The 16539-nt window shown below is 33.2% G+C and carries 14 protein-coding genes; 8 read left to right on the top strand and 6 right to left on the bottom strand.

Annotation, left to right across the window (positions count from 1 at the left end; genetic code table 11):
• Nucleotides 1-12 precede the first annotated feature (12 nt).
• The 5 genes from LPB88_RS15735 (at nucleotide 13) to scpA (ending at nucleotide 5815) form a co-directional block, all read left to right on the top strand.
• A complete protein-coding gene (locus tag LPB88_RS15735) occupies nucleotides 13-894 on the top strand; it encodes an SDR family oxidoreductase (protein ID WP_165902280.1) in 882 nt (293 codons plus the stop codon).
• Between the two features lie 253 nt (nucleotides 895-1147).
• The gene (gene udk, locus LPB88_RS15730; protein ID WP_230716609.1) at nucleotides 1148-1756 is read left to right on the top strand and encodes a uridine kinase; all 609 of its coding nucleotides are present in this window, start codon (nucleotides 1148-1150) and stop codon (nucleotides 1754-1756) included.
• Nucleotides 1757-1909: 153 nt separating this feature from the next.
• Nucleotides 1910-2245 (top strand): septum formation initiator family protein, encoded by a 336-nt coding sequence (locus LPB88_RS15725; protein ID WP_089350877.1) that lies wholly within the window; start codon nucleotides 1910-1912, stop codon nucleotides 2243-2245.
• Nucleotides 2246-2262: 17 nt separating this feature from the next.
• Complete coding sequence (locus tag LPB88_RS15720; RefSeq protein WP_230716608.1) at nucleotides 2263-3627, top strand: methylmalonyl-CoA mutase subunit beta; 1365 nt, start codon at nucleotides 2263-2265, stop codon at nucleotides 3625-3627.
• A gap of 46 nt (nucleotides 3628-3673) precedes the next feature.
• A complete protein-coding gene (scpA, locus tag LPB88_RS15715) occupies nucleotides 3674-5815 on the top strand; it encodes a methylmalonyl-CoA mutase (protein ID WP_230716607.1) in 2142 nt (713 codons plus the stop codon).
• Nucleotides 5816-5869: 54 nt separating this feature from the next.
• On the opposite strand, the gene LPB88_RS15710 is transcribed toward scpA, so the two are convergent.
• The 4 genes from LPB88_RS15710 to dapF all read right to left on the bottom strand — a co-directional run bounded on the left by LPB88_RS15710 (nucleotide 5870) and on the right by dapF (nucleotide 9509).
• A complete protein-coding gene (locus LPB88_RS15710; protein ID WP_230716606.1) occupies nucleotides 5870-6517 on the bottom strand; it encodes a peptidoglycan-binding protein LysM in 648 nt (215 codons plus the stop codon).
• Between the two features lie 568 nt (nucleotides 6518-7085).
• Nucleotides 7086-8126, bottom strand: coding sequence for an endolytic transglycosylase MltG (mltG, locus tag LPB88_RS15705; protein WP_230716605.1), 1041 nt, complete (start codon nucleotides 8124-8126; stop codon nucleotides 7086-7088).
• A 10-nt stretch (nucleotides 8127-8136) separates the two neighbouring features.
• A complete protein-coding gene (locus tag LPB88_RS15700; protein WP_089350883.1) occupies nucleotides 8137-8670 on the bottom strand; it encodes a GNAT family N-acetyltransferase in 534 nt (177 codons plus the stop codon).
• Between the two features lie 56 nt (nucleotides 8671-8726).
• On the bottom strand, nucleotides 8727-9509 hold the full coding sequence (gene dapF, locus LPB88_RS15695; RefSeq protein ID WP_230716604.1) for a diaminopimelate epimerase: 783 nt from the start codon (nucleotides 9507-9509) through the stop codon (nucleotides 8727-8729).
• A 139-nt stretch (nucleotides 9510-9648) separates the two neighbouring features.
• Between dapF and LPB88_RS15690 the strand changes: the two genes are divergently transcribed.
• Both LPB88_RS15690 and LPB88_RS15685 read left to right on the top strand, forming a co-directional pair.
• Complete coding sequence (locus tag LPB88_RS15690) at nucleotides 9649-11049, top strand: trypsin-like peptidase domain-containing protein (protein ID WP_230716603.1); 1401 nt, start codon at nucleotides 9649-9651, stop codon at nucleotides 11047-11049.
• A gap of 298 nt (nucleotides 11050-11347) precedes the next feature.
• The gene (locus tag LPB88_RS15685; protein WP_230716602.1) at nucleotides 11348-12796 is read left to right on the top strand and encodes a glyceraldehyde-3-phosphate dehydrogenase; all 1449 of its coding nucleotides are present in this window, start codon (nucleotides 11348-11350) and stop codon (nucleotides 12794-12796) included.
• Nucleotides 12797-12857: 61 nt separating this feature from the next.
• On the opposite strand, the gene LPB88_RS15680 is transcribed toward LPB88_RS15685, so the two are convergent.
• Nucleotides 12858-13316 (bottom strand): Lrp/AsnC family transcriptional regulator, encoded by a 459-nt coding sequence (locus tag LPB88_RS15680; RefSeq protein ID WP_041516998.1) that lies wholly within the window; start codon nucleotides 13314-13316, stop codon nucleotides 12858-12860.
• A 201-nt stretch (nucleotides 13317-13517) separates the two neighbouring features.
• On the opposite strand from LPB88_RS15680, the gene ald reads away from it, so the two are divergent.
• Nucleotides 13518-14636: an alanine dehydrogenase gene (gene ald / locus LPB88_RS15675; protein WP_230716601.1), complete on the top strand. Its 1119-nt coding sequence runs from the start codon at nucleotides 13518-13520 to the stop codon at nucleotides 14634-14636.
• Between the two features lie 131 nt (nucleotides 14637-14767).
• Here ald and pafA read toward each other — a convergent pair whose 3' ends face one another.
• Nucleotides 14768-16387: an alkaline phosphatase PafA gene (gene pafA / locus LPB88_RS15670; protein ID WP_230716600.1), complete on the bottom strand. Its 1620-nt coding sequence runs from the start codon at nucleotides 16385-16387 to the stop codon at nucleotides 14768-14770.
• Nucleotides 16388-16539: the final 152 nt, after the last annotated feature.

Genomic DNA, 16539 nt, shown 5'->3' with positions numbered 1-16539 from the left:
AAAGAAAAAAATATGAGCTATACAGATAAAATGTTAAGAGATGACGCTTTAAAAGGTAAGGTCATTGTTGTTACAGGTGGCGGAAGTGGTTTAGGAAAAGCTATGACCAAATATTTCTTAGAATTAGGAGCTCAGGTAGCAATTACTTCAAGAGATTTAGAAAAACTTAAAAATACCGCTACAGAGCTTGAAGCTGAAACTGGCGGAAAATGTTTACCCCTTCAATGTGACGTTCGTCATTATGAAGAAGTAGAAAATATGCTTCAGGAAGTTTTAAAAACTTTCGGAAAAGTTGATGTTCTTTTGAACAATGCTGCAGGAAATTTCATTTCTCCAACAGAACGTTTATCTGCAAATGCATTTGATACTGTTATAGATATCGTATTAAAAGGTTCTAAAAACTGTACGCTTGCTTTTGGAAAACACTGGATCGATACCAAACAAACATCAGCAACGATCTTAAATATCGTGACAACTTATGCCTGGACAGGATCTGCGTATGTAGTGCCTAGTGCAACTGCAAAAGCCGGAGTTCTGGCAATGACACGCAGCTTAGCTGTAGAATGGGCAAAATACGGAATTCGTTCTAACGCAATTGCGCCGGGACCATTCCCAACAAAAGGAGCTTGGGACAGATTGTTACCGGGAGATCTTGCCGAAAAATTTGATATGGCCAAAAAAGTGCCTTTAAAACGTGTCGGTGATCACCAGGAATTAGCCAATTTAGCGGCTTATTTGGTTTCTGATTTTTCAGCTTATGTAAATGGAGATGTTATCACTATTGATGGTGGTGAATGGTTGAAAGGTGCCGGACAATTTAATTTACTTGAAGCAATTCCGGAAGAACTTTGGGATCAGCTTGAAATGATGATAAAAGCAAAAAAGAATAAATAATTACAAGTGCTTACTAAATTCAGAATATTTTATTAAAACTATACTGATTGCACCAAATCCCGATAGTTCGCTGTCGGGATTTTTTTGTATTTTTCACCATATAAGTAATATAAGTTCAATGAAGTAATAAATTGTTTGAATATCTGTTTGCTTAAATTTACTTATATCACTTATATGGTTTAAATAAATAATATGTCTAGACAATTCACTTAAATTATTATTTTTGCCAAACAAATATATAACATCAAATTTTATGCTCATTATTGGACTTGCAGGAGGAACAGGAAGTGGAAAAACGACAGTAGTACACCAAATCATGAACGAATTACCAGACACTGAAGTGGGTGTAATTTCTCAGGATTCGTACTATAAAGAAACGACCAATTTGTCATTTGACGAAAGAGCATTAATCAATTTTGATCACCCGCGTGCAATCGATTTTGAACTATTGGTAAAACACCTAAAAGCATTAAAAGAGGGCGAAACCATCGATCAGCCCGTATATTCTTTCATAAAACACAACAGAACAGACGATACAGTGGCAACACACCCAAGGAAAGTTATGATTGTTGAAGGAATCTTAATTTTGACAAATCCAGAGCTACGTGATCTTTGTGACATCAAAATTTACGTTCACGCAGATTCTGACGAAAGATTAATTCGCCGTTTAAAAAGAGATATTTCAGAACGCGGACGTGATATCGACGAGGTTTTAACACGTTATCAAAACACTTTAAAACCTATGCACGAGCAATTTATCGAGCCATCAAAAGCTTTTGCAGACATTATCATCCCTAACGACAAATATAATACCGTAGCAATTGATGTAGTTCGCGCCGTAATTAATCAACGAATTTCATAATTTTTATTGTAAATTTATTGCATAGAAATTAGGAGCTATTTCCCGCTCTCGCCTTTATCTTTTTATGGCCGAAAAAAGCCATAAAAAGGATAACGGCTCCATCGGGGCTAGAACACCAATCGAAATTATAAGAAGTAATCGGTTAAATAAAAAATGAAAATGAAAAATCCATATAAAGACAAAAGATGGTTTAAACTCCTAAGCAACAAATATGTTTGGGTACTGCTCTTTTTCGTAGTATGGATGTTATTTTTAGACAATTACTCGTATTTTGATCATCGTTTTTTAGACAATCAAATCGAGGAATTACAAGACAATAAAAAATATTATCAGGACGAAATAAAAAAAGATCAGGAACAGATCAAACAACTTAAAAATCCTGAACAAATAGAAAAATATGCTCGCGAAAAGTACTTTATGAAAAAAGATAGCGAAGATATTTACATTATCCAATTTGAAGGAGACACCATTCAAGATACTAAAGAATAATCAGAAAAAAGCACCCAATGGCCACTACCCTATTCGACGATTTTAATCCGATTTCATCCAAACAATGGAAACAAAAAATTCAGTTTGAATTAGATGGCGCTGATTATAACGAAACCGTAATCTGGAACTCTCCAGAAGATATTCAGGTAAAACCTTTTTATCATACAGACGAATTTTCAAAATCGGCACCAGTAAAAACCAACGCTTCAAATTTCAAAATTTGTCAAAACATCTTTGTATACGATATCGAAAAGTCGGTTCAAAGAGCTATAAACACTATTGAAAGAGGTGCAGAAAGTTTACGTTTTACTATTGAAAACGAAAAAATAGATATTCAAAAATTATTAGAAACTCTTCCTTTAGAAAACAGAATCGTTTACTTTAATTTGAATTTTATTTCAATCGATTTCGTAAAAATATTAGACACCATTTCGATTCAGAAAAAGGCTGTTTTTTATTGTAATATTGATCCAATTGGCCATTTTGCCAGAGAAGGAAATTGGTTTCCAACATCAGACAAAAATAATTTTGAAACGATTGAAAACATTTCAAAAGCAACTACAAATCTTTCTCTTTTAAGTATAGATTTAGGTTTGTACCAAAATTCAGGTGCCAATATTACACAACAAATTGCCTATAGTTTAGCGCATGCAAACGAATATTTGAATCGTTTACCAATTATTACAAAACCAATTGTTTTTCAAATTTCAGTTGGAACTAATTATTTCTTTGAAATTGCAAAACTTCGTGCGTTACGAATGCTTTTTAAATTAATAGCTTCGGAATATAATCCCGATTTAGAATGTCACTTTTTGGTAACGCCAACTAAACGCAATAAAACAATTTACGATTACAATGTAAATATGCTTCGTACCACAACCGAATGTATGTCGGCTATTTTAGGTGGTGCAGATGCAGTTGCCAATTTACCTTATGATGCTTTATACCATAAAGACAATGAATTTGGTGATCGAATTGCGCGAAATCAATTATTGGTTTTAAAACACGAAAGCTATTTTGATAAAGTAAACAATCCGGCTGACGGAAGTTATTATATTGAAAGTCTGACCATGCAATTGGCCGAAAAAAGTTTAACTCTTTTTAAAGATATTGAAGCCAATGGCGGATTTCTGAAACTTTTGAATGATGGAACCATCAAAAAGAAAATTCAGGAAAGTGCCACAAAAGAACAGGAACTATTCGATTCCAAAAAAGAAGTTTTATTGGGAACGAATAAATATCCGAACAAAGATGACAAAATGAAACACGATTTAGAATTGTTTCCTTTTGTAAAAATCAAACCAAGAAAAACATTAATTACACCAATAATCGAGAAAAGATTAGCCGAAAAACTGGAACAAGAGCGTTTAGAACTTGAATAGCCCTTTTTTAAAGTAATTAATAAACCTACTCAAAAAGAGTATTTCCATGATAAGAAAAGACCTTAAACATATAAAGTTAGAAGTAAAAAGTGAAACGTCAGAAGAGCTGATGAATAACTCTGAACGTTCGACTCAAAACTTTTTCACAGCAGAAGGAATTGAATTAAAAGAAACTTATTCTGAAAAAGATATTGAGGATTTGGAGTTTCTTGAGTTTGGAGCCGGATTTGCACCAAACTTACGCGGACCTTATGCCACAATGTACGTAAGGCGTCCGTGGACAATTCGCCAATATGCAGGATTTTCGACCGCAGAAGAAAGTAATGCATTTTACAGAAGAAATTTAGCTGCCGGACAAAAAGGACTTTCCATTGCTTTTGATTTGCCAACGCATCGCGGTTACGACTCGGATCATGAAAGAGTTGTTGGAGATGTTGGTAAAGCCGGAGTAGCAATAGATTCTGTTGAAGACATGAAAGTATTGTTTGATCAGATTCCTTTGGATGAAATGTCAGTTTCAATGACCATGAACGGTGCAGTTTTACCTATTATGGCGTTTTATATTGTTGCAGCCGAAGAACAAGGTGTTGCGATTGGAAAACTCTCAGGAACAATCCAAAATGACATTCTAAAAGAGTTTATGGTTCGTAATACGTATATCTATCCGCCAACTCCTTCGATGAAAATCATTGCAGATATTTTTGAATTTACGAGCAAGAAAATGCCAAAATTCAATTCTATCTCGATTTCAGGATATCACATGCAGGAAGCCGGAGCAACCGCCGATATTGAATTAGCTTATACTTTGGCAGATGGTTTAGAATATATCAGAACCGGACTTTCTACGGGAATGACAATTGATGAGTTTGCTCCTCGCCTCTCTTTCTTTTGGGCAATTGGAATGAATCATTTTATGGAAATCGCTAAAATGCGTGCCGGTCGAATGATTTGGGCAAAATTAGTACAACAATTCAATCCTAAAAGTGACAAATCGTTAGCTTTAAGAACACATTGCCAAACTAGTGGCTGGAGTTTAACAGAACAGGATCCGTTCAATAATGTGGCAAGAACTTGTATTGAAGCAACTGCCGCAGCTTTTGGAGGAACTCAATCTTTACATACCAACGCACTTGACGAAGCTATTGCGCTACCAACAGATTTTTCGGCAAGAATTGCACGTAATACACAAATCTTTCTACAAGAAGAAACTAAAATCACCAAAACCGTTGATCCTTGGGGAGGAAGTTATTATGTTGAAAGTCTGACGAATGAAATTCTAAAAAGTACCTGGAAACTGATCGAAGAAGTAGAAGAGCTAGGCGGAATGACCAAAGCTATTGAAGCCGGAATTCCTAAATTAAGAATTGAAGAAGCTGCCGCAAGAAAACAAGCCCGAATTGATAGCGGACAGGACATTATTGTGGGTGTAAACCAATTTAGATTAGAAAAAGAAGATCCGTTGCATATTTTGGATGTTGACAATCAAATGGTTCGTAAGCAACAATTAGAGCAACTTGAACAGATAAAAGCAAAAAGAGATACTGAAAAAGTAAATCAATCACTGGAAAAATTAATACTTTGCGCAAAAACCGGACAAGGAAACTTACTTGAAATTGCAGTTGAAGCTGCTCGAAACAGAGCAACATTAGGTGAAATTAGCGATGCTCTGGAAAGTATTTTTGGCCGATTTAAAGCGCAAATTAAATCCTTTAGCGGTGTGTATAGTGCAGCAATAAAAAATGACGAGAACTTTGAGAAGGCAAAACAATTAGCAGATGCCTTTGCAAAACAAGAAGGAAGACGTCCTAGAATCATGATTGCAAAAATGGGACAAGACGGACACGATCGTGGCGCAAAAGTAGTTGCAACCGGTTATGCTGATGTAGGTTTTGATGTAGATATAGGCCCACTTTTTCAAACTCCGGCAGAAGCAGCCAAACAAGCTGTTGAAAATGATGTACATATATTAGGTGTTTCATCATTGGCCGCAGGACATAAAACATTGGTCCCTCAAGTTATTGAAGAACTTAAAAAACACGGTCGCGAAGATATTATGGTTATTGTGGGGGGTGTTATTCCGGCGCAAGACTATCAATTTCTATTTGATGCCGGAGCAGTAGCCGTTTTTGGTCCCGGAACTAAAATTAGCGAAGCAGCTATTAAAATCCTTGAAATTCTAATCGATTAAAAAAGAGCATAAAAAAATCCCGAATTATCGGGATTTTTTGTTTTCTTTCGAAACTTAATCGTGTATCGTAGCATTACTATCTGCTACAATATAAGAAAGATCATAACCTCCAAAGGCTCTTAGGTAACTCTTCAATGAAGTTCCGTAAGCATCTCTAAAATGTCTGTTTCCTTTGTTTTTGAAAAAGTTCTTAACTGAACCAGCGCCTCCAAGATGTGCGGCGGCTAAAATTCCTGATTCGGTAATTGCGATACCACTGATAACTTTTCCTTCATACCTTTCAATTTCATTACGCAAAATCCATTTGTTTTTGGATAACAACGCAATAAATGCTTTTTCTTGTAAGGCAGGATCTTTTAAAAAGGCTTTCTTATTTTGAACTCCAATCGATCTTAGGGCTTGAGTCCCAAATTGATATTTTCCCATATAACCAAGTGAATTTACCAATCGGTATTTTCCTTGTGATTCTTTAAAGGCAACTGCTTCTTTAAAACCTATAAGACGTTTTCCTGTAAATGGGGCATTTAACTTGTGTAAAGTAGGATAATCATCCTCTTCGAGCGATGGAAATAAGTATTCAGATCCATCTGTTTTTTCTATTAAAAACCAAGGTTTGGTTTCTAGATTAAAGGGTTTAAAACCCAAACTTAAAAATGTAATAATAACGATCAAACTCGCATAAAAATACCATTTCTTTATCATAAATTGTTTTTCTTCAAAACGCTGTCACCCTCTTGAAATTTCTACGGTGCAAAGATAAGAAATACAAAACAATACTAATAATCAACTACTTACATAATTTAGCAATTACAAATATATGCTCCAATCCCTTTATTGATGCAGTTTTCAAGCGTTCAGACCAGACTTGTATTTTGCTTCAAAAGAGCCAAAAAATAAGTTCTAAAAATGTCATTTTTATCATTTTTTTATCAAATTTGTTAAAATAGAAAGATAAAACCTACACGTTTTTGGTGTTTTTTTAGGAATAACAAATATTATTTTAATGCAAAATTTTAACGATTTATAGAAAAGTAAAATTTACGTCATTCAAATTTTAAGCTTTTACGAATAAATTAAAAAGAGAATATAGCTTCATCATGTTTTTAAATATAATTCCAAAAAACAGTCCTAAAGATAAAAAGTTTACAAATTCATTATCACATTTTAATCTTCTGAGACATTATATTTTCAAATGAAGATTACTAATTAAAATCCATAAAAAAACCGAAGCTTTTAAACTTCGGTTTATATATATTTAAGACAATTAAAACTATCTCGTTACACCTTGACTAGCAATCCAGTCCGAATATTTCTTTGCATTTACATTATGTTCTGCTAAAGTAGAAGCGAATTCATGATAACCGAAACGCTCAACGCTAGCACAGAAATAAATATAATCGTTTTTTTCAGGATTTAAAACTGCTTCCAGAGCTGTAATATCCGGCATTGCAATTGGTCCCGGAGGAAGTCCAACATTCACGTAAGTGTTATATGGAGATTTCATAATCAAATCGTTATAAAAAACTCTTTTAATAACCTGATCAAAATTGTTGTCTTTTAATTTTAAAGCATAGATAACCGTTGGATCTGCTTGTAATGGCATTTCTAAACGTAAACGATTTAAATAAACTCCTGCGATACGAGGTCTTTCGTCTTTCTTTACAGATTCTTTATGAACAATAGAAGCCAAAATTGTAACCTGAACTGGTGTTAAACCTTGCTTTTTAGCTTTTTCAATTCTTTCCGGAGTCCAGAAATTATGATATTCTTTGATCATTTTATCACGGAATTTCTCTGCAGAAGTATTCCAATAAATCTCATAAGTATTTGGGATAAACATCGCAAAAACATTGTCTTCATTGAAACCATTTTCTTTTAAGAAAGTTGAATCTTTAATGGCTTTCATCAATGATAAACTATCTGCTTCGATCTCTGAACCAACTCTTCCGGCAAAGTTCTCTAAACGCTCCTGATTGTTAAAAGCTAATTTTACTGGAACATTTGAACGCATTGCACGTACCAAATCGATATTATTCATATCTTTTTTAAGCAAGAAACGACCAGATTTTACATTTTCAGGATAGCTTCTTTTGTTGGCAACCATCTCAAAATTGTCGAAATTCTTGATGTAAGGTTCTAATATCTTTTTAACATCGGTATAATCGGCTCCGGTTGGAACATATACGTACAATTCTTTTTCTTCGAATTTAGTATTGGCGCTGAAGATTTTGCTAATTAAAACAAATCCGTAAACCATTAAAGCTGAAATTATGGCAACAGCTGTTATTGTAATTATTTTTTTTAGGCTCAAAGTATAAAGTTTAAATTTGTTTGTTAATTAATTGAAATATTGCTTCGTCTTGATAGTGGTTATTTAGCAAAATCCAATCTTTTTTAATTCCTATTTTCTCAAAGCCAAATTTAGTAAAAAGAGCTATACTTGCTACGTTTCCTACAGCAATATTTGCATATAATTGATGTAAATTTAAATTATGAAAAGAATACTTAATTAAGAGTTCTAATGCCTCAGAACCTACATTTTGTCTTTTATTCTCTTCTTTTTGAATAACAATTCCAATACCTGCCCTATTATTTTTAGGATCAAATTCGAATAAATCAATCAATCCAATGGCAGGAAAATCCTGATCCTGACAAATCGCTAAACGTAATTGCTTGGCCTCATAAATATCCTGCTGCGCATTTTCGAGATATTGACGAACCAGAAAACGACTATAAGGTGTTTGAGTGTTACTAACCTCCCAAATACTTTCGTCATTTTCCATCGCATAGACAAACTCTAAATCATTGGGCTCTAAAGCACGCAAATAAACAGAATCACCTTTGAGTGTTATCATTTTTAATTTTAGATTTTGGAATTTGTCTTCGACTCCGCTCAGACTGACATTATTAATTAAATTTCTATTGTTCCTTTAAAAACAAATTTAGCAGGACCAGTCAGGAAAACATTAGTAAAATGATCTCCCATTTTATCAAAAGAAACTACAAGTTTTCCGCCTTCAACATTTAGATTAATCGAAGTTTTATCCGTTTCACCAATTGCATTCATGGCGATTGCAACCGCCGTTGCGCCAGTTCCGCAAGCCAGAGTTTCATCTTCAACACCTCTTTCATAAGTACGAAGCGAAAAAGTACTATCATCAACTTTTTTTACAAAGTTAATGTTGCTTCCTTTTTCACCATATAATTCGCCATAACGAATTGCAGCGCCATTATCTTTTACATTATAATGTTCTAAATCTTCAACAATCTGAACATGATGTGGTGAACCGGTATTTAAAAATGTATACGAATCTTTCTTTTGCACTTCATCAACATCGATCATCTGCAACGAAATAATAGCATCATCTCCTACTGAGGCATGATGCAAACCATCTGTTGCAATAAAAGTAGTTTTGTTCTCAATTACTCCTAATTGATTGGCAAAAGCAACCAGACAACGACCGCCATTTCCGCACATCGAACTCTGATTTCCATCTGAATTATAATAGACCATTTTGAAGTCTGTTTCAGTATCATTTTCCAGCAAAATAAGTCCGTCTGCTCCAATGCCGAAACGTCTGTCACATAGACGTTCAATTAATTTAATGTCTTCTTTTGGAAAGAAATTTGAACGGTTATCAATCATTACAAAATCGTTTCCGGTACCTTGATATTTATAAAATTCTATTTGCATTTTTTTTACATTAAGAAACACAAAAGTACGAACAAATAATTAATGAAATGTTAATCAATGTTAAAGAGAGTTAAACCATTTTACCTGTTAAATTTTTGAATTATTTTTACGTTAAATAACTTAAACATAAATTATAATCATGAAAAGATTTTCAACCTTATTTTTAGTTTCACTCCTTAGTGGTGCGACTACCCTTGGTGCTTACAAGTTATTATTTGACAGCAACAATTCTTTTTTTGGAAGAGGAAATTCTGTTGTTACTCTTGCCCCCAATTCATTCGGTAAAAATGTTGGTTTAGCTACCGAAACTGTTGATTTTACAGCTGCCGCAGACAAAACAATTCATACGGTTGTTCACGTAAAAAATGTTTCGCGAAGAACAGTTAGTAATCCTATGATGGAATTTTTCTATGGTTATGGAGGTGCACAACAACAAGAGCAGGTTGGTACCGGATCTGGAGTCATCATTTCTGAAGATGGATATATCGTAACCAATAATCACGTAATTAAGGATGCGACCGAAATTGAAATTACATTAAACAATAAAAAATCATATCCCGCAAAACTTATTGGTACAGATTCTAAAATGGATATCGCATTACTAAAAATTAATGCCGACGAAAAACTTCCTTACACTGCTTTTGCAAATTCTGATAACGTAAAAGTGGGCGAATGGGTTTTGGCTGTTGGTAATCCGTACAATTTGACTTCGACTGTAACTGCGGGAATTGTTTCGGCGAAAGCCAGAAATTTAGACACAAAGGGAATTCAGTCTTTTATTCAAACTGATGCTGCGGTAAATCCAGGAAACAGTGGCGGAGCTCTGGTAAATGCAAGAGGTGAATTGATTGGTATTAATACTATGATTTCGTCAATGACAGGTTCTTATGTTGGATATTCATTTGCTGTTCCTTCTAATATTGCTCGAAAAATAATCGAAGATATTATGGAATTTGGTAATGTTCAGAGAGGAATTCTGGGTGTTGAAGGTGGTGAATTAAATAGTACTGCTTCAAAAGAATTAGGAATTACTGAGACACAAGGTTTTTATATCAGTAAAGTTTCTAAAAATTCAGGAGCCGAAAAAGCAGGTCTTGCCAAAGGAGATATTATTGTAAAACTTGATGAACAAAATATCGCAACTTATGCTGATCTTTCTGGATATATCAATACAAAACGTCCAAATGATGTTATTAAAGTTACTTATGTTAAAGACGGAAAAACTAAAACAGTTCCGGTAACTTTAAGCAAAAACGAGTTTTATAGTACTGAATTTAAAGGAATCGAATTAGAAAATATTGATGCTACTGACAAAAAGAAATTCAGAATTGATTATGGTGTAAAAATCAAAAACATCAATAATGAAAACCTGATGCAATATCAAAATGAACTGCAAGGCAATATTATTTTGAGTATCGATAATGTTAAAGCAACAAATATCGAAAGCGTTTCTAAACTTTTAAGTAAAAAAGACGAAGGACAAAGTGTACGTCTTGAAATGATAAATAAAAATGGAGAAGTTCTTCGAATCATTATTTAATAACAATTATATGTTTTCATTCGCAGTTTATAATTACTTCGATTAAAAACTAAAAATTTTTCCAAGTAAACATGACTTTAAAAGCCATCTTAGAAATAAGGTGGCTTTTTTATTTTCTCCCCAAAAAGATTTTATTTTTTCGCTATTATAAATTGACTTTTTATATTGCTGGAAGAAAATATTTTTTGAGTCACTTTCAAAAATAAATCATAAAACTGTTTACGAAATCGATTGAAATAGGTACTTTTGCGCAAAATTTAAAAATATTTGTGTTTTTCTTTTTTCAATTTAATCAATTATGAGCAAAAAAACGTTGTACCAAAAAGAGGTATCATTACAAGTCGACCGAAGAAGAGCTGGTGTCGAATTAATTAAAATCATAAGCGATTTATGGTATGATAAATCCATAGAAATGGTTTTATTCAAAAATCAATTATTGGATAAAAATGTCAGCGATATTATTAATTTACATCAATACGCAGGCGAATTTGTAGGTAAACCAATTACTATTTTTGACTCGGTAGAAATTGCAAGAGTTGTTCTTTCATTAGATCTTCCGCCAGCAAAATTAGACCTTGGAAAACTTACTTATGAATATCGTTTAGAAGACGAAAAATATCCGGACGCAAGATATTTTGTTCTGGATAAACTGAAAAAGGCAAAATCATCTGAAGAAATTCAACCAAAAGATGTTGTTTTATATGGCTTTGGCCGAATTGGACGCATATTAGCAAGAGAGCTAATGTCTAAAACCGGAAAAGGAAATCAATTGCGTTTGAGAGCAATTGTTTTACGTGATAAAAATGATGCATCCAGTTTAGAGAAACGAGCTTCTCTATTAAGATACGACTCAATTCACGGTGATTTTCAAGGATCTGTAACTGCCGATCCTAAAAATAATGCTTTGATTATTAACGGAACTACAGTTCATATTATCAATGCAAACACTCCAGAAGAAATTGACTATACACAATACGGAATCAATGACGCTCTAGTAATTGATAATACGGGAGCTTTTACTACCGAAGAAGCTTTAAAAAGACATTTAACTTCAAAAGGTGCTAGTAAAGTTTTATTGACTGCACCTGGAAAAGGAATTCCAAATATTGTACATGGTGTAAATCATAACGAATATAACCCGGACGAAATTGATATTTTCTCTGCGGCTTCATGCACTACAAACGCCATTACACCAGTTCTAAAAGCAATTGAAGATACTTTAGGTGTTGTAAAAGGGCATTTAGAAACTATTCATGCTTATACAAATGACCAAAATTTGGTTGATAATATGCATAAAAAATACCGTCGTGGCAGAGCTGCAGCTTTAAATATGGTAATTACCGAAACTGGTGCCGGAAGTGCGGTTGCAAAAGCATTACCTACTTTAGAAGGAAAATTAACTTCAAATGCTATTCGCGTTCCAGTTCCAAACGGATCTTTAGTAGTTTTGAATTTAGAAGTTAAAAAAGCAACTTCAATTCCTGCTATCAATAAAATCATGAAAAAATATGCACTTGAAGGTGAACTAGTAGAACAAATTAAATATTCTTTGAATAATGAATTAGTTTCTTCTGATATCGTTGGAACTTCAGCGCCTTCAATTTATGATAGTAATGCTACAATTGTTTCTAAAGACGGAAAAAACATTGTACTTTATATCTGGTATGACAACGAATTTGGCTACAGCCATCAAGTAATTCGTTTAGCGAAGTATATTGCAAAAGTAAGACGTTATACTTACTATTAATATAAGACCAAAACCACTATTCTTAAAACCATCAAGTTTTCTTGGTGGTTTTTTGTTTTATCTAAATAGGCAGAACAGTTGTGCTTTTTACTTCCGAAATAACAAAAACTGTATTGATAAGAGAGACTTCAGGCAAAATCGATAATTTCTTTTGATGAAAGTGATGGTAACTTTCCATGTCCGGAATGATAATTTTAAGCATGTAATCAAAATTCCCTGAAACATAATTACACTCCACCACCTCAGGTAAATTCAATATCGATTGATTGAATCCTTCAGAAGTATCATAAGTTTGCTTGGTTAAGGTAACCTGACAATAAACAGTTAGATTATTACCCAGTTTTTTCTTATTGAGAATCGAAACGTACTTTTCTATAACACCCTCTTTTTCAAGGCGTTTAACACGGTCATGAACCGGTGTTAACGATAAATTAATCTTGTTTGCGATGTCTTTTAAAGTGTAGTGCGCATTTTCTTGTAAAAGTCGTAAGATTTTTTTGTCTATTTCATCTAAAGCCATAACGAAAACGTTTTCAGTGAGTACTAAGATTTAGTCATTTTTTCTTTTTAAGGAAATAATATTACCCTCAAAAAGAATATTTTTCTGTAAAAATATAAAATAAAATAATATTTTCTTATTTAATACTCAATTATCAATAATATATTCTCTATCAGTAGATTTGTAAAACAATTTCAAAAAACAACAAAAAAATATAACAAAATGATAATAGGTGTTCCAAAAGAAATTAAGAATAACGAGAATCGTGTAGCATTAACACCAGCTGGTGTTTCAGAAATGAAAAAACACGGACATACAGTTTATGTACAAGCTACTGCTGGTTTAGGAAGTGGTTTTAGTGATGACGAATATGCAACTGCTGGTGCAACAGTTTTAGCAACTATTGAGGAAGTTTATGCGATCGCTGAAATGATTATTAAAGTAAAAGAGCCAATCGCTTCTGAATACCCATTAATCAAAAAAGATCAATTATTGTTTACTTATTTTCACTTTGCTTCATCTGAACCATTAACTCATGCTATGCTTGAAAAAGGTGCTGTATGTTTGGCTTATGAAACTGTTGAAAAATCAGATCGTAGTTTACCTTTATTGGTTCCAATGTCTGAAGTTGCTGGTCGTATGGCTATTCAACAAGGAGCAAAATATCTTGAAAAACCATTAAAAGGAAGAGGAATCCTTTTAGGAGGTGTACCAGGTGTTCCACCAGCAAAAGTATTAGTACTTGGTGGAGGAATCGTAGGAACTCAAGCTGCAAAAATGGCTGCTGGTTTAGGTGCTCAAGTTACTATTATGGATTTGAGTTTGCCACGTTTACGTCATTTAGATGATATCATGCCTGCAAACGTAAACACAGAGATGTCCAACCATTATAATATCACAAGAGCAATTAAAGATGCTGATTTAATCGTTGGAGCAGTTTTGATTCCAGGAGCAAAAGCACCTCACTTAATCACTCGTGATATGCTTAAATTAATGCGCCCAGGAACTGTTGTTGTTGACGTAGCTGTTGATCAAGGTGGTTGTATTGAAACTTGTACTCCTACAACTCACGAAAACCCAACTTTTATCATTGACGATATCGTTCACTACTGTGTGGCTAACATGCCAGGGGCTGTTCCTTATACATCTACATTAGCTTTAACAAATGCTACTTTGCCTTATGCAGTACAATTAGCTAATAAAGGATGGGAAAAAGCTTGTAACGAAAATGAAGAATTGAAAAAAGGATTAAATATTGCAAACGGAAAAATTCTTTACAAGGGAGTTGCTGAAGCTTGGAATCTTCCTTTTAACGAAGAATTAGTGTTAGCAAACGCATAGTGCTAACATTAAAATAAGTGCTTACTAAAACACTACTTAAAAAGGCTTTTCTTAATTGAAAAGCCTTTTTTTTATGCATAAAAAAACCTGTCATAAATTATGATAGGTTTTTACTTTATATAATAGATAAACTATTTTTTATCATCTAAAACTTCTTGTAGCACTTTTGCTTCAGTTCCATTAGGGAAAGTAACTTTGATTTTTTGAGCAATTGTCGGAGCAATCTCGGTAATAGCTTTTTTATCGTATGATTCTCCCTTTTTAATATGCCACCCGTAAAAAATAGCTGGTACGTGTGTATCATAACTATAAGGCGTTCCGTGTGAAGTTCCTGTAGTTGAGTATTCAATATCTCCAGGCTTATCAATAATAATCATATCTCCATCTTGAGTTACATCATATCCTTTTGCAACAAAATTTAAATAATAATCATTTCCTGAGTTAGCCAAAATTTCTTCTTCAGTATATACTTTTTTAACCTGTGGTTGTGTAATTAAAAATTCTTTAAAAGCTTGTTTAACTTTTACTAAATCTAACTTTTTATCTTTAATAATTTGCTTATTAAAGAAAACATTAAAGTTCGAATAATTCAAAATTAAATCAACACCAAATGTCTTAGTAGAGAAATCTTGCAAACTCTTTTTAACATCTTTCGATGGATAATTGTCAACATTATATTTTCGATCTTTCAGATAAATAACATTTTCAGCACCAGCGTGATCAGCAGTCAAAAATAAAAGATAATTTCCTTTACCAACTGTTTTGTCAAGATAAGCCAAGAAATCAGCAATAGTTTGATCCAATCTTAAATATGTGTCCTGAAGCTCCATAGAACGTGGACCAAGTAAATGTCCAACATAATCTGTAGACGAAAAACTAACCGTCAAGAAATCAGTAATATTATCTTTTCCTAATTCTTCCTTTTCAATCGCTTTTTTAGCAAATTCAGCCAATAAATCATTCCCATAAGGAGTAGCTCTCAAAACTCCGGCATCATTCTTCTCATACATCGTTTTTAAATCGTATGGAAAGACTGGAGCAGCACTTCCGTATAACTTTCCTTCATACGGATTATTATCCGGTAAACTTTCGTTATAAGTTGAAGCTGGTTTAAATAAATCCCACCCTTTATTAATATAAGACATGTAATGTTTCTCATTATTAAACTCAGTAACCCATTCTGGTAATTTTTCACCATAAAAAGTACTCGAAATAAAAGAACCTGTTTTACTATACCAAAAAGCCCAATTTGCAAAATGACCTGCTGGCAAAATAGCCCCACGGTCTTTAAGGCTCATACCAATAACTTTTCCTTGAAAATTTGTAGCCATTCTTACTTCGTCAGTAATAGTAGTACTTTGAAGATTTTTTGGAGACATTGCACCTTCTTCGACTGTTCCATCACCAATTGTTTTTACAGATGCATCATCAGTACAATACATTTCTTTACCAAGAGTTCTGCTAAACCATTCATTACCAACAATTCCGTGAGTAGATGGAGTTGTACCTGTATAAATAGAAGCATGTCCTGGTGCCGTATAAGTTGGCATATAATTATAATGCATATTTTGAAAAGTATACCCATTATTCATCAATCTCTTAAATCCGTTTGGAGAAAAATCATCCGAAAACCGATATAAATATTCCATTTTCATCTGATCAACTACAATACCTACAACCAACTTAGGGCGCTGTTGAGCATTTAAATTTGAGATAACAAACAATGTCAACAATACAATACTTTTTTTCATACTTAGATTATAATATTTAAAACAAAAATACAGATTCACATTTTAAAAGGCTAACACAAGATAATTTAAAACACAAAATTGACTTTTATTTAACAGAAACGGGATTTAATTAATCATACAAATGATACTTATGGCATTTCTCTTCGGGTCGC

Origin of the sequence: Flavobacterium sp. JAS, from assembly GCF_020991455.1 — a bacterium.
Taxonomy (GTDB): Bacteria; Bacteroidota; Bacteroidia; order Flavobacteriales; family Flavobacteriaceae; genus Flavobacterium.
Note: the sequence above shows the minus strand (reverse complement) of the source record. Positions and strands in the feature narration are given on the sequence as shown.